This is a genomic window from Flavivirga aquatica (assembly GCF_001747085.1).
Classification (GTDB): Bacteria; Bacteroidota; Bacteroidia; order Flavobacteriales; family Flavobacteriaceae; genus Algibacter_C; species Algibacter_C aquatica.
Genome location: NZ_MDJD01000045.1, coordinates 1 through 13,289 on the forward strand (window position 1 = coordinate 1; position 13,289 = coordinate 13,289).

The 13,289-nt window shown below is 28.3% G+C and carries 16 protein-coding genes; 5 read left to right on the forward strand and 11 right to left on the reverse strand.

The features are described from left to right. The 3 genes from A8C32_RS11505 to tssD all read right to left on the reverse strand — a co-directional run. A partial coding sequence (locus A8C32_RS11505) for a hypothetical protein (RefSeq protein ID WP_205635386.1) occupies nucleotides 1-456 on the reverse strand: 456 nt, incomplete at its 3' end. 6 nt (nucleotides 457-462) lie between these two features. Continuing rightward, a complete protein-coding gene (locus A8C32_RS11510; protein WP_069830578.1) occupies nucleotides 463-1,761 on the reverse strand; it encodes a restriction endonuclease subunit S domain-containing protein in 1,299 nt (432 codons plus the stop codon). Between the two features lie 290 nt (nucleotides 1,762-2,051). After that, nucleotides 2,052-2,339, reverse strand: a complete 288-nt coding sequence (gene tssD / locus A8C32_RS11515; protein ID WP_069830579.1) for a type VI secretion system tube protein TssD — start codon at nucleotides 2,337-2,339, stop codon at nucleotides 2,052-2,054. Between the two features lie 490 nt (nucleotides 2,340-2,829). Between tssD and A8C32_RS11520 the strand changes: the two genes are divergently transcribed. Further along, nucleotides 2,830-3,231 (forward strand): hypothetical protein, encoded by a 402-nt coding sequence (locus A8C32_RS11520; protein ID WP_069830580.1) that lies wholly within the window; start codon nucleotides 2,830-2,832, stop codon nucleotides 3,229-3,231. A 9-nt stretch (nucleotides 3,232-3,240) separates the two neighbouring features. On the opposite strand, the gene A8C32_RS11525 is transcribed toward A8C32_RS11520, so the two are convergent. The 4 genes from A8C32_RS11525 to A8C32_RS11535 all read right to left on the reverse strand — a co-directional run bounded on the left by A8C32_RS11525 (nucleotide 3,241) and on the right by A8C32_RS11535 (nucleotide 5,420). Next, nucleotides 3,241-3,513, reverse strand: a complete 273-nt coding sequence (locus A8C32_RS11525; protein WP_069830581.1) for a hypothetical protein — start codon at nucleotides 3,511-3,513, stop codon at nucleotides 3,241-3,243. A 2-nt stretch (nucleotides 3,514-3,515) separates the two neighbouring features. Beyond that, a complete protein-coding gene (locus tag A8C32_RS11530) occupies nucleotides 3,516-4,091 on the reverse strand; it encodes a hypothetical protein (protein ID WP_205635387.1) in 576 nt (191 codons plus the stop codon). Next, nucleotides 4,030-4,197: a hypothetical protein gene (locus A8C32_RS20665; RefSeq protein WP_165605832.1), complete on the reverse strand. Its 168-nt coding sequence runs from the start codon at nucleotides 4,195-4,197 to the stop codon at nucleotides 4,030-4,032. The genes A8C32_RS11530 and A8C32_RS20665 overlap by 62 nt, the downstream gene beginning before the upstream one ends. A 647-nt stretch (nucleotides 4,198-4,844) precedes the next feature. Further along, nucleotides 4,845-5,420 carry a tetratricopeptide repeat protein gene (locus A8C32_RS11535; protein ID WP_069830583.1) on the reverse strand — a complete coding sequence of 192 codons (576 nt, stop codon included), beginning with the start codon at nucleotides 5,418-5,420 and terminating at the stop codon, nucleotides 4,845-4,847. 307 nt (nucleotides 5,421-5,727) lie between these two features. Here A8C32_RS11535 and rpmH point away from each other — a divergent pair, with 307 nt between their 5' ends. From rpmH to A8C32_RS11550, 3 genes are all read left to right on the forward strand, one after another. After that, a complete protein-coding gene (rpmH, locus tag A8C32_RS11540; protein WP_027878648.1) occupies nucleotides 5,728-5,889 on the forward strand; it encodes a 50S ribosomal protein L34 in 162 nt (53 codons plus the stop codon). Nucleotides 5,890-6,002: 113 nt separating this feature from the next. Beyond that, the gene (gene carB, locus A8C32_RS11545) at nucleotides 6,003-8,855 is read left to right on the forward strand and encodes a carbamoyl-phosphate synthase large subunit (protein ID WP_069830584.1); all 2,853 of its coding nucleotides are present in this window, start codon (nucleotides 6,003-6,005) and stop codon (nucleotides 8,853-8,855) included. 110 nt (nucleotides 8,856-8,965) lie between these two features. After that, nucleotides 8,966-9,307 (forward strand): T9SS type A sorting domain-containing protein, encoded by a 342-nt coding sequence (locus tag A8C32_RS11550; RefSeq protein WP_069830585.1) that lies wholly within the window; start codon nucleotides 8,966-8,968, stop codon nucleotides 9,305-9,307. A gap of 56 nt (nucleotides 9,308-9,363) precedes the next feature. Here A8C32_RS11550 and A8C32_RS11555 read toward each other — a convergent pair whose 3' ends face one another. The 4 genes from A8C32_RS11555 to A8C32_RS11570 form a co-directional block, all read right to left on the reverse strand. Further along, nucleotides 9,364-9,909 (reverse strand): YceI family protein, encoded by a 546-nt coding sequence (locus A8C32_RS11555; RefSeq protein WP_069830586.1) that lies wholly within the window; start codon nucleotides 9,907-9,909, stop codon nucleotides 9,364-9,366. 215 nt (nucleotides 9,910-10,124) lie between these two features. Continuing rightward, the gene (locus A8C32_RS11560) at nucleotides 10,125-10,496 is read right to left on the reverse strand and encodes a hypothetical protein (protein ID WP_069830587.1); all 372 of its coding nucleotides are present in this window, start codon (nucleotides 10,494-10,496) and stop codon (nucleotides 10,125-10,127) included. Nucleotides 10,497-10,546: 50 nt separating this feature from the next. After that, nucleotides 10,547-11,392, reverse strand: coding sequence for a DUF5777 family beta-barrel protein (locus A8C32_RS11565; RefSeq protein WP_069830588.1), 846 nt, complete (start codon nucleotides 11,390-11,392; stop codon nucleotides 10,547-10,549). 49 nt (nucleotides 11,393-11,441) lie between these two features. Next, nucleotides 11,442-11,834, reverse strand: a complete 393-nt coding sequence (locus A8C32_RS11570; RefSeq protein ID WP_069830589.1) for an OB-fold protein — start codon at nucleotides 11,832-11,834, stop codon at nucleotides 11,442-11,444. 814 nt (nucleotides 11,835-12,648) lie between these two features. On the opposite strand from A8C32_RS11570, the gene A8C32_RS11575 reads away from it, so the two are divergent. After that, nucleotides 12,649-12,936 (forward strand): DoxX family membrane protein, encoded by a 288-nt coding sequence (locus tag A8C32_RS11575; RefSeq protein WP_069830590.1) that lies wholly within the window; start codon nucleotides 12,649-12,651, stop codon nucleotides 12,934-12,936. The last annotated feature ends 353 nt before the right edge of the window (nucleotides 12,937-13,289 follow it).

Genomic DNA, 13,289 nt, shown 5'->3' on the forward strand with positions numbered 1-13,289 from the left:
TGGTGTTAAAACGTTTCCTTTTAGATCAAAAACTTGATATTTGCCATGTAAAACCCCATTAGCATAGTTCATGACCTTTACTATTGCTGACTCTTCTCCTTTAACAAAGACTTCCTTTTCCCATTCGCCTTCTTTTTTTCCATCTTTTATATCTCCTGAAAGAGATCCGTATATTTTAGGTCCTGTGTCATTATTAAAATCCTTATGCAATGTTATATCAAGACTACCATTATATAATGTAGAATCTTTTTTATATTCATAAAATCCTTTATTATTAACTCTTAAAACAACCTTATTTCCTTCATGAATGCTATTTCTAAATGATTCATTTATAAATAATAGATCTGATAATTTACTTTCTTTCAATAAGGAATCTTTTTCTATGATAACTTTCTTTTGTCCAAAACAACTAGACAACGTTATAAATAAAAAAAAGGATACTATAATGTATTTCATAATCATCTATGAATAATAAGTTTTTATATCGTATTGCATGGCTCTCCACTGCCATTTCCAAAAACTTTTTCGATTACTCTTTGGGTATACATAATCCATAAAGTTTTCTTTTGTAATACCTTTAACAGGAAAAACATACCTATTGGATTCTTTAATAATTCTTGCTTGTTCTATAAGTGATTGAAAAATTTTAATTAATTCTTCATTAATTTTAATCTTCTTTTCTCTAGCTAAAATTTTTTGATCAAGAACCTTAAGGTTTGATTTATTAACTTCAATATTTTTAATTGCGACAGGATTATTAGGGTAAGTTTTCATTTCCTCAATTCTAGCCATACATTTCAACTTACCTCTTTCGAACTCTTCGTTTTCAGATAAATATTTTTGTTTCTTAATTTCTTCATCATTTATCCTTTGATTGAATCTTTCATTATTAATTTTCCACTCATTATCAAAAGGATGTTCGCACCCTAGCACATGAGCTAGTTCATGTGCATAGGTGGTTTTTGTATATAAACTATCATAAAAAATACTACAGTTTCTATGATCGGCTGCCCATAATTGACCATCGCCAGCAGCTCCTTTTCTTTTTATTGGTGTCACAAATAACAAAAGCCCTTTATGTTTAACTTCTTGTTCGTATTCTTGCATATAACGCTCCCTTAGCAGTGAGCTTACTTCATTCCCTCCAACAAATACTGCTCCATCAAATAAAGGTTTACCATTCTCATTTAGTATTTCACCATCTAATTCTAAAACACATTCATCAGGAATAATTGCTGTTTTTATTAAAGCTTGTTGTAATGAGTTTTTGTTTAAAAAATTATCCAAATCTATTTGTTCTAACGCTTTATTAATCCCTGTAAGATCACGTTTTTTACTAGCACTACGAACCACTTTTACAATTTTTAAATTGAGATTAAATATCTCATCATTTTTAAAAAACATAATCTTCCCCACAGTAGCATCATTCTTATTTAGCAAGCTTATTTCGGTATCGCTACTTAACGGGCTATCACAAAACACATTAATTAACACCCCGTTTTCTTTAATATCTTTTACTCTTACCTCATTAGGCTCAAAACGTATGCCATGTTTTGTAGGAAGTTTTACTACATCATCTTTTTTTACCTTTCCATTATTCCCTTTTACTTGTTTTACTTTTAAAAGTAATGAGACATTGTTTTGCTTAGGAAACATACTAAGCCAAGGCACAAAATATTCTTTACCATTAATAGTAGTTGGGTTATACTCTTTTTTTAGAGCTTCATAGTTATCACAAATATCTTTATACTCATCACGCATCCAATCAAACCCAAATTCTCCTTTGTAAGAGCTTAATCTTTCAAAATTAGCTATAAATTTTAAATCTGTTTCTTTTTCCTCTACAGTATTTACTGGCGTTTTATATGGTGCATTTGTAATTGGGTGAGTTAGCCACCAGCCAAATACATTTACAGCCTCTCCTTTATTAAAAATTTGTGAAGCAGATTTAAATTTTAACTTTACAAAGTTATTAGTTTCTTCATTTTTAATATGCTCCTTTACTGTGTAAAAAACCTCTTTAAAGTTAGAAATGTAGCTATCTAGTAGTTCTAGACTACGTATGTTATAATCTTCATCATCATAAATATTAATGGAAACTTTTTATAACTTTCGCTATCTGTTGGGTTTGTTAAATCTCTATTTTTATAGCGCTCGTCTATAGATAAAATTTCTTCTAAAAAACGCATGGTTTCATAATTGGCTTCTAACTTTACTTTTACGCCACCACCTAAAACCATTGTTTTGGGTTTTCCTTTTTTATCGCATTTTCGGTAAAACTCGTACGATAGTTTAATTGGTGCTACTTTTAGTCCTAAATAAATTATTTCTACTCGCATTTAATATGGTTTTGTTCTCATTATTTAGCCTGCTTTAGCACTAATAATAAATATGTTTGCTATACTAATTTGCATTTCAAAAATAAGGAATTTGCTTTCTTTATTTAGATGTAAAAGATACTGTATTCGTAAGAATTAAAAGTAATATATAAACTTTAGCAGCATACACAATTTTAACAAACGTGTTTTTTAATTAAAACCACAGGGCCAAATTATTTATTTAAGAGAGACTTAAAATACCCTGTGGTTTCTCAACTACTAATCATACTAACCCCAAATAATCCTTCTTTATGTTTTTATACTAGCTTACCAAAATAGGACTTGTTAAACTTGTCTTTTTGTTTATCTTTGAATTATTACATATACATTACAAATATATAAGGCTAAAAACAGAATAAAAAATACTTTTTAGGATTTTTATTAAAAAAATCATATATAATAGACAAAAAAGAACTAACAAGAAGATTATTTGTATATACTTTTATAAAATATGACCTTATACGAAAAAATACTGAAATTACAATTTGAAGAAAACATTAAGGTTAATGAGTTCTTAGAAATAACAGGCTTTTCTAAAGGAATGTATTACGATATAAAAGGCGGAAAGAAAACAAGTTTAAAACCAGTACAACTTAAAAAACTTGTAGAATCGTTTCCTAATAGCGCTTCTATATGGAGTCTTAAAAATTCTATTTATAATAATACTAAAGACGAAACGGTACTTTCTGGAAATTTAACAGATGAACATAAACGAATAATAAGTGACGCTTTTTTACTTCATGAAAAAGAAGTTAGAGAAATACCTACTGTTAGTAAATTTATTAAATCTGAAAGACTAGATGCAGAAAATGGCATTATGAGGGAAATAAAATGTTTAAAAAAACTAAGATAATTGTTAAACCTAAATTAAGCCAAGTTCTCGTCTTAATTCAACATTGGTTTCTTTTCGATTTTCTAATTTATTATCAATGTTTTTAATATTTCCAATTTTTAATATAATATTCAGAAACAACTTTTCTACTTCATTAATTTGACTTGCTTTTTTGCTTAGTTTTATTTTTTTATAATATTGATTAATTAAACATTCAAATTTCACAATCACTTCATCAATAGATAATAAGTTATTTCGGTAATCCTCAATAAGTTTATTTAGATTTTCGTTAAGTTCTTTCATCTTTATTTAATTATTGAGTGATTAATTTCATCTATAAAATTTAAAGCTGTACCTAAAAAATACTCTGATTCTTTTTCAAACTTATCTTTTCTGTCTCTTATTTTTATTTGAAGATTAAAGAAAAACAAAATAATTACTGAGACTACTATAGCACCTACAATAAATGCTATTTCATAGTAATAATCAGGATAAGGAGAGTTTGTATCTATAAATGTATACAGTAAGTAATAAATAGATACAGAGCAATATGTACACGCTATAATATTTAAAATATTTCTTTTTATTTTAGAAATATTGTCAATTTGTTTTTCTGTTTTACTTTTGATATTAATAGCCCAAAACGAAAAAATAGAACATCCAAAAAGAGCAAAATGCATCCCAAATGTATAAAGAAAAGATCTTATTGTTTTAAAACCTAAAAAACTATCACCAACTCCCTTCTGCGAAAATATATGCCAAAAGGGAGCTGTAATAGAGATAAAGGAAAATATTGCAATCAATAAAAGACTAACATAATTAAGGGAAGATAATTTCTTTTCTTTTGTGACTTTTATTGTCTCTTGGGTTTTCGATTTCATCTTTGTCAATAAGATTTGGTTCCTCATTTAATTCTTGTTTTGTACAAGATGTTAGTAATCCAGTACATAATACAGTTAAAACTAGTAATACTTTTAAGTCTCTCATTTTTTAATATTTTAAGTTTAGTTAATACTTTTAAAGTGCTAAATAAAAACTTTTTGTTTCTTTGGATTAATAATTATATTACTTACAGTTAAAAATAAATTCGCTTTAATTAATAAAAAAACAACTTCCTTACAAGAAACTATTTTAATTGAGTCGACTAAAGTAGCCAAATAAATACAGATAATTATTTATATATGTTTAAGCTTACAATTTATATAGAACAGAACATATGTTTTTTACATAAAACCCGTAACTCTACTGTGGAAAACCCACAAAACATATGTTAAAAAGCGCAAGACACTTATGGATAGTATACAGAGAAGATCATTAAAAAACCTTGACTTGTAGATGTTTAAATACGGAGAGCAGAATTTGTAAATTTGTCCTCAAATTTTATAACACTTTATCGAAAAAATTAAAATAATTTTAAGGAAGCATTAAGAATTATATTAGTTAGTGCTTGTAATTATAAGAAATGAGTAATTAAAATATATTTTAATACATACTTATAACTGTTTATATCTTATAGTTAAGTTAATAATACATAAGAAAAAAGCCCTTTGCTAAAAGCAAAAGGCTTTATATGTAAAATACCATTAACTTGTTTAAAGTTAAATAGCTATTATTCTATTAAAAGAGCAAATATTTTATCCTCTACGTTTTTGGGCTCTAATAGAACTACCAGATCCATAATGTTGATTAGGGCCTTGAGTACGTTTCATATTTTGCTTCATCATTTTAATTTGGTCGGTTAACATACCTTGTTTGTCTAATTTTTGAGCTTCAGATAGTAATTTTTGAGCTTCTTGTTTTTTGCGTTTAGAAAATGCAATACCAGCTAAGTTTAATTTAGCCATAGCTAAATCATGATCCATAGATAACCCCAAAGCCAATGCTTTTTTAAAATATTTTTCAGCATCATTCATGTTATCTTGAGATACCATAATACCGTGTAAGTAATTGAAATAACCTCGTTGTTTTTTAACCAAAGCAGATTCTGGATTTTTAATTTTATTCAACCATTTTTTAGCACCTTCAAAATCTTGTTTACGTAACTTTAAAAAAGCAAGAAGAATAAATTCGTTTTTAAAATATAGAAATATAAAAATAAGAGATAGAAGAATAAGCATAATACCATTACCAATATAACCTTCTGTAAATTGGTAAACTGCAAAAACAATGATACCCGCAGCAATTATAAGTTTTATGATTTTATTGTACATTAGTTTAAGTTTGAAAAGATGTTAAGCTACATGTTTTTTAGAAAACAAGAGTTATAGTTAATTTAGATTGCAAAGAAACTAAATTTTTATGAAATGACTATAACAATTTATTGATAGTAGCTTATATAAAAAGGGTATGTTTAGTACAAAAATATATAAGAGTAGTGTTCCTTTTTTGATGAAATAAAATATTTCAAAATATTTTTCAAATAAGGTTTGCGAAAGTAAAAACTCTTTGTATATTTGCCCTCGGTTTTGAGAACCCAGATATTATAAAATATACAATTCAGTTTAAAGATATAAGATAATGAGTAAAAGAACATTTCAGCCTTCTAAAAGAAAGAGAAGAAACAAACACGGTTTCAGAGAAAGAATGGCTTCTGCTAACGGTAGAAAGGTATTAGCACGTAGAAGAGCTAAAGGAAGAAAAAAATTATCTGTCTCATCTGAAACAAGACATAAAAAATAATGATTAACTATTGTTGATATAAAAAAAGGTATTACTTAAGTGTAATGCCTTTTTTTATATCTGCTGATCATTTTTTTTGTAATAAATTATAATACAACATATAACTAGTAAAAATGCCGAAAAATTCAAAACTTAAGTCTATTCTGATTATTGGTTCAGGTCCTATTGTTATTGGACAAGCATGCGAATTTGATTACTCAGGAACTCAAGCTTTAAGATCGTTACGAGAAGATGGAATTGAAACTATTTTAATCAATTCTAACCCAGCAACTATTATGACAGATCCTTCTATGGCAGATCACGTATACTTGCTTCCTCTTAACACAAAATCAATTATTAAGATTTTAAAAGAACACCCCCAAATTGATGCTGTTTTACCAACTATGGGTGGACAAACTGCATTAAATTTATGTATAGAGGCAGATGAAAAAGGAATTTGGAAAGATTTTGATGTAGAAATTATTGGTGTCGATATTGATGCTATTAACATTACTGAAGATAGAGAGCAATTTAGAGAGTTGATGCTTAAAATAGGTATTCCTATGGCACCACAAGCTACTGCTAACTCTTATTTAAAAGGTAAAGAAATTGCTCAAGAGTTTGGATTTCCTTTAATAATTAGAGCATCCTATACACTAGGAGGAGCAGGAGCTTCTTTTGTTTATAAAGAAGAAGATTTTGATAAATTATTAACACGTGGATTAGAGATTTCTCCAATTCATGAGGTAATGATTGATAAGGCTTTAATTGGTTGGAAAGAGTATGAGTTAGAACTACTTAGAGATTCAAATGATAACGTCGTTATAATTTGTTCTATAGAAAACATGGATCCTATTGGAATTCATACAGGAGATTCTATAACGGTAGCTCCAGCAATGACATTAAGTGATAAAACCTTTCAAAAAATGCGTGATATGGCTATTCATATGATGCGTAGTATAGGTGATTTTGCAGGAGGTTGTAATGTGCAGTTTGCAGTATCTCCAGACGAAAATGAAGATATTATTGCTATTGAAATTAATCCTCGTGTATCACGTTCTTCTGCATTAGCTAGTAAGGCAACTGGTTATCCAATTGCAAAAATTGCAGCTAAATTAGCTTTAGGGTATCATTTGGATGAATTAAATAATCAAATTACAAAATCTACATCGGCCTTATTTGAGCCAACATTAGATTATGTTATTGTAAAAATACCACGTTGGAATTTCGATAAATTTGAAGGATCGGATAGACGATTAGGACTTCAAATGAAATCTGTTGGAGAAGTTATGGGAATTGGACGTTCGTTTCAAGAAGCTTTACATAAGGCAACTCAATCTCTTGAAATTAAACGTAACGGATTAGGAGCAGATGGAAAGGAAAATAAGAACTATGATGAAATTATAGAAAAACTTACCAATGCATCTTGGGATCGTGTTTTCATAATTTATGATGCCATCCAAATGGGAATTCCATTAAGTAGAATTCATGAAATTACAAGAATTGATATGTGGTTCTTGAAACAATATGAAGAATTACATTTCCTTAAAAATGAAATATCGACCTTTACTATAGATACCATTGAAAAGGATCTATTACTAGAAGCTAAGCAAAAAGGTTATGGAGATAGACAAATAGCTCATATGCTAAATTGTTTAGAAAGCCAAGTTTATAATAAACGTGAGGAATTAGGCATTAATCGTGTTTATAAATTGGTTGATACTTGTGCAGCAGAATTTGAGGCAAAAACACCTTATTACTATTCAACATTTGAAAGCGATTTAGAAACTGCAGATGGTAAGCGTTATGCAGATAATGAAAGTATTGTATCAGATAAGAAAAAGGTTATTGTTTTAGGATCTGGTCCAAATAGAATTGGTCAAGGAATTGAGTTCGATTACTGTTGTGTACATGGTATTTTAGCTGCTGCTGAATGTGGTTATGAAACTATTATGATAAACTGTAATCCTGAAACGGTTTCTACAGATTTTGATACTGCAGATAAATTATATTTTGAGCCTGTTTTCTGGGAACATATATACGATATTATAAAACATGAAAAACCAGAAGGTGTTATTGTTCAATTAGGTGGTCAAACCGCTTTAAAATTGGCTGAAAAATTAACCAAATATGGTATAAAAATATTAGGGACTAGTTTTGAAGCATTAGATCTAGCTGAGGATAGAGGGTTGTTTTCAAACCTTTTAAAAGAAAATAATATTCCTTACCCTCAATTTGATATTGCAACAACGGCAGATGAAGCTGCGGCAATTGCAGATGTACTGGATTTTCCAATTTTAGTTCGTCCTTCTTATGTTCTTGGAGGACAAGGGATGAAGATTGTAATTAACAAAGAGGAATTAGAAAAACATGTTGTTGACTTGTTGAGTAGAATGCCTGGTAACCAATTACTTCTAGATCACTATTTAGATGGAGCTATTGAGGCCGAAGCAGATGCTATTTGCGATGGTGAAAATGTCTACATCATAGGGATTATGGAGCATATTGAACCATGTGGAATACATTCTGGAGATAGTAATTCTCTCTTGCCTCCTTTTAATCTGGGAGACTTAGTAATACAGCAAATTATAGATCATACCAATAAGATTGCTTTAGCCCTTAATACAGTTGGGTTAATAAATATCCAGTTTGCTATTAAAGATGATATGGTTTATATTATTGAAGCCAATCCTAGAGCTTCAAGAACGGTTCCATTTATTGCAAAGGCTTACGGAGAACCATATGTAAATTATGCAACCAAAGTCATGTTAGGAGAAAAGAAAGTTACAGATTTTGATTTTAAACCAAAATTAGATGGATATGCAATTAAGCAACCTGTATTCTCTTTTGATAAATTTCATAATGTAAATAAGAAACTAGGACCAGAAATGAAAAGTACAGGAGAAAGTATCTTATTTATTGATAGTTTAAAAGATGATGAATTTTACGATTTATACTCAAGACGTAAAATGTATTTAAGTAAATAATATATTTAGTTATAATATTTTAAGACCAAAACTTAGTATTAAGTTTTGGTCTTAATTTTAATAGAATATTGTAGAAAAATACTTAAATTTGAGTCCCAAAAAAAAGTATTATGAAAAAAACCTACATTTTAAAATTTTTATTAACTATAATGCTTACGCTATTTGCCAGCATTAATACTAGTTCTCAAATTGAAATACAAACAAAGTTTTCAATTATCCCAAACCCAAGTAAGACTAATGTGATGACTATTAATATTTCTACACCTATGACTAAGGGGTATAAATTAGAAGTTTTCAATGTACTTGGAAAGAAAATGCATTCGCAAGTGCTAAGTAAATCGACGTCAAAAATTGATATATCAGAATGGAATAGCGGTATGTTTTTAGTAAAGCTATCATCTGATGTTAAAAATAATAATGGATCATTAACTAAACGTTTTGTAAAAGTTTAGTAATTCAATTATATATATATAAAATAGTAAAAAGAGCCGCTTTTAAGCGGCTCTTTTTACTTCTTCTCAAGAGAGAAATTAATAATAATTTCTACACTTTCAGAGATTTTATCACCCACTATTTTAGGGATTTTTATATCAAAGTCTGATACCTTTACATTAAATTTTCCTGAAGTTGTAATAACATTATCATGCCTATTAACTTTTAAAATAACATTATTTAATTGTTTTGTTTTACCATGAAACATTAATACGCCATTAATTTTAAAAGTATTAATAGTACTTAAGTTATCAAGAGAAAAGTTTTGGATTTTCCCTTTAAAAGTTGCTTTTGGATATTTATCAGACTCTGCATAATTTTCATTAAAATGTTCTTCCATAAGAGCATTTTTAAATCGAAACCCTTTTACTAAAATTAAGGCTGCAAAATCACCATTTTCGGTATTAAATATGGCTGTTACAGAGCTATTTATAGCTTTTACCTCTTCTAGTGAAGATGCTGAAGCTTCAAAAGAAACGTGGCCTGTTTTAGTAATATACTTATTTTGCGATAAGCTATTTAGAGCAACAAAAAATAATATTATAAAAAATAAATGTTTCATCTTGAGTTTTTAATATTTTGTAATAATGAACTCATATTGACTTTTTAGATTTAACCGAAAATGAGCGAAAATTTATTCAGATTAGACACTTTTTAAAAGATATCGCTATGTATAAAAAAAGTAACAAAAATATGAGTGGATTTCAACCATTTTTCAGGAAATAAAAAAAGTCAATATGAGTTCAATATCTATAATGCTATAATAATTTATGTGTATTAGTTTTCTAAAAGGCCATCATCTTTCCATTTTTGCATTTGAGATCTTAAATCAGAACTTATTTGACCTCTTGGAGGCATTGGACTCGTAGCGTCATTAATACGGGCTATTGAGCGATCTATCCTATCTTTTACTTGATTAAAAGTAAGTAAGGGAAAAGGTGCTCCGTTTGTTAATGGATCCCCATGGCATCCTGTACAGCTATTACTCATAATACTTTTTATATTAGCATCGTAAGTTATTGTTGTTACTACTGGGGCCGGATCTGGATCTGGATCTGGTAGAGCTGTAACGTCAAACGTACTACTGCTTGAGCAATTAAAAATTAATGCAGGAACCGCAAGAGAATAAATAATTTTTTTAAATTTCATAACTTTTATTATTTTAATTAATATTTAGGGGGTATATCAATAGTTTATTTTTAAAAGGTCCTGCTTAGGTTAAATCCAAAAAAGATATCACCATCACTCCAATCTCCAAAGCTTTGACCTAAAAAGGTATTGGTATTCATTCCTTTGGCATTAGTAAAGTGCATTTGGAAAACATGACCACCAGTTTCTATATCTAGACCTATAGATAACGGGTTGTTAAAAGGGGAATTGCTTGCTCTATTTAAATGTAAGCCATAATCTGCATTTAATGATAAACGTTTACTAATTTTGTAACGACTACCTAAACCTAGAGCGAATTGCGCGTTGTCTTGTTCTTTAACACTAACAAGGTTATCATGGAAAAATGTAGGTGCTAATTCTAATGAAAGCTGAGTGTTTACTTTTCTGGAGATTAATAATTGTGTGTTATAGCCTAAACGATGTTCGAATTCTAAACGAGGAAAATTATCTTTTTCTAATGCTGTATTTATTAATACGGAATTAAAACTAACTATAGTAAAAGGAAAGCCGTTTCCTTGTTGTCTAAATAACCTATATTTTATAGAGCCTTGATATGTTTTAAGAAAAGAACTTCTAGAAAGCCCAATATTTAAACGATCATTTATACCATAAACAAAATTTAAACGTGTTACAGCATCATCTAACCCAAAAAAAGAATCAATACCATTTTCAATACTTCCAAACCTATGAGACACTATAAATGCAAGAGTATTTTTTGCAACAAGTTTAGTTGATTCAAAGTTTACTATTTTTAAGCCTTTAAATGCTGCTGTAGCGTATTGTGAATTTATGTCCGAATCAATTTCTTTTAGTAAATCGTCTTGCGAAAAGATTAAAAAAGGAGAAAATAGTAAAATAATACAAAGGTGTTTCATGTGTTTATGCTTGTTTAATATTTAAGTGAATAAAATGATAGCTTAATTTTTATTTTTCTAAAATATGGCATTGATCCAATTTAACGACTTCTAATAAATCATCGTAACCAATTAAACGGCCTTTAATACTTATTTTAGTTTTTACTTTTAATAATTGATTTATAGGATTTTTAAATTGGCAAAAAACATCATCATCAATTGTTAAATCATTGGCATTTAATTCAGATATAATACCAGATATTTCAATAGTTTTATTTAAATATTTAGCTTCTGATGCTATAAGATCTTTTGAAAAGCTATTATTAATGGTAGTAGATGACACCACAAAATCTGGTTGTTCTTCCTCTATGACTCTGTGATCGTGGTATATGTAGTTGTAACTAGTAAAGCCTACTATAATTAAAATGATTATTAAAAAATATTTATATTTTTTTCGTGACATATTTTTCTTTCAAATGTACGTTTTTTCTTTTTTAACTCGTAATATTTTTAAGTAGTCGATGCTAGATCTCCATCATTACATTATTAATTAGAATATCACATTTACTAGATCCAAATTTAAATACATTAGGTTTTTTTGATAATTGATATAGCTTATCCCTAAGCATGTGTTTAGCACGATGAATTCTAACCTTTACATTGTTTTATAGATAAGTCTAAAAAATCGCTAATTTCTTTAATTATCATATCCTCAACTTCACTAAGCATATAAATAATTTATATTTTTCAGGAAGTTCATTAATTGTTTTCTATAAAACCCATTTGGCTCCTTTTTGTATAATGGCTTTTTTAGAAGTCATTTCGGAGGTTTCTTTAATCAGGGTTTTATTGATTTTTATATTAGGATGCTTTATAACTTTGTATCGTTTAGATTTAAGCGCTTCATTAATACCTGTTTATTCTAATGAGCTAAGTTGAAAATTCAGCTTTTTTATAAACGTATAGAGCTTTTCATAAGCTTTAATATAAGTATCTTTAATAAGGTCTTCTCGGTTTATGTAGCTTCTAATAACTCTATATAGCTTTTGATTATGTATTCTCATCAAGATTTCAAACACCCTCTTTTTTTCCACTTAAAACATGTTCGATTACTACAAAATCATGAACCTTGTGGTTTTTGTAATCTTCCATTTTTATGGCTTCTATGTTTTTTGTTTCTCTTTAGATAAGTATGCTGTGTATAAGTTGCAAAATTTTGTAACTATTTTACCAATGAGATACCTAAAGCATATTATTTTAAACAGCAAAGAAAATTTATGAATGTAAAAGCCTTACTTAGGTTTACTTACAGTTTTGTGACTATTGTTGTTGGATTAGATAAGTTTACTAATATTTTAAGAAATTGGAGTCAATATGCTCATGGTGTTGAAAATTTGTTACCACTGGAATCTTCTGTGTTTATAATAATAATTGGTGTTATTGAAATTGTAGCAGGTATTTTAGTATTGAATTCATTTGGACTTTTTCTATTTCCTAAAAAATGTCCAAAATCCACCCATATTTCAGTTATTTTCTCATGCGTAACGATGCTATGCCTTTTTTAAATAACTTTATCTGAACAAATTTTTACTCATTTTCGGTTAAATCTAAAAAGTCAAGATGAGTTCATTTGTTAAACAAAAAACAGGAGCAATGGTCGTTACTATTTGGCTTACATTATTAGCTCTAATCTTAATTTTTTAGTGGAAGTTATTTAGATGTTGCCTTTAGAGATTTAGTTATAGCAATTGGAGCTTATATACTGTTTGAACGTACAGTAGATTAATTATTTTATTGAATATCCGTAATTACTAATAATTGATTAAAAATGCTTATTTTGTTAAAAAAACAAGTCATGAATATTTTTAGTTTTACCGCCCATTTTGATAGTGAAGAAGCTTGTCGTACTCATTTTAAG

Coding starts and splice junctions, on each gene's coding strand:
- A8C32_RS11535 (WP_069830583.1), bottom strand. CDS start 5,420: ATGTACAATAAAATCATAAAACTTATAATTGCTGCGGGTATCATTGTT.
- A8C32_RS20665 (WP_165605832.1), bottom strand. CDS start 4,197: ATGAGAGACTTAAAAGTATTACTAGTTTTAACTGTATTATGTACTGGA.
- A8C32_RS11530 (WP_205635387.1), bottom strand. CDS start 4,091: ATGAAATCGAAAACCCAAGAGACAATAAAAGTCACAAAAGAAAAGAAA.
- A8C32_RS11560 (WP_069830587.1), bottom strand. CDS start 10,496: ATGAAATTTAAAAAAATTATTTATTCTCTTGCGGTTCCTGCATTAATT.
- A8C32_RS11520 (WP_069830580.1), top strand. CDS start 2,830: ATGACCTTATACGAAAAAATACTGAAATTACAATTTGAAGAAAACATT.
- A8C32_RS11525 (WP_069830581.1), bottom strand. CDS start 3,513: ATGAAAGAACTTAACGAAAATCTAAATAAACTTATTGAGGATTACCGA.
- A8C32_RS11510 (WP_069830578.1), bottom strand. CDS start 1,761: ATGCGTGATGAGTATAAAGATATTTGTGATAACTATGAAGCTCTAAAA.
- A8C32_RS11555 (WP_069830586.1), bottom strand. CDS start 9,909: ATGAAACATTTATTTTTTATAATATTATTTTTTGTTGCTCTAAATAGC.
- A8C32_RS11575 (WP_069830590.1), top strand. CDS start 12,649: ATGAATGTAAAAGCCTTACTTAGGTTTACTTACAGTTTTGTGACTATT.
- A8C32_RS11550 (WP_069830585.1), top strand. CDS start 8,966: ATGAAAAAAACCTACATTTTAAAATTTTTATTAACTATAATGCTTACG.
- A8C32_RS11565 (WP_069830588.1), bottom strand. CDS start 11,392: ATGAAACACCTTTGTATTATTTTACTATTTTCTCCTTTTTTAATCTTT.
- rpmH (WP_027878648.1), top strand. CDS start 5,728: ATGAGTAAAAGAACATTTCAGCCTTCTAAAAGAAAGAGAAGAAACAAA.
- tssD (WP_069830579.1), bottom strand. CDS start 2,339: ATGCGAGTAGAAATAATTTATTTAGGACTAAAAGTAGCACCAATTAAA.
- carB (WP_069830584.1), top strand. CDS start 6,003: ATGCCGAAAAATTCAAAACTTAAGTCTATTCTGATTATTGGTTCAGGT.
- A8C32_RS11570 (WP_069830589.1), bottom strand. CDS start 11,834: ATGTCACGAAAAAAATATAAATATTTTTTAATAATCATTTTAATTATA.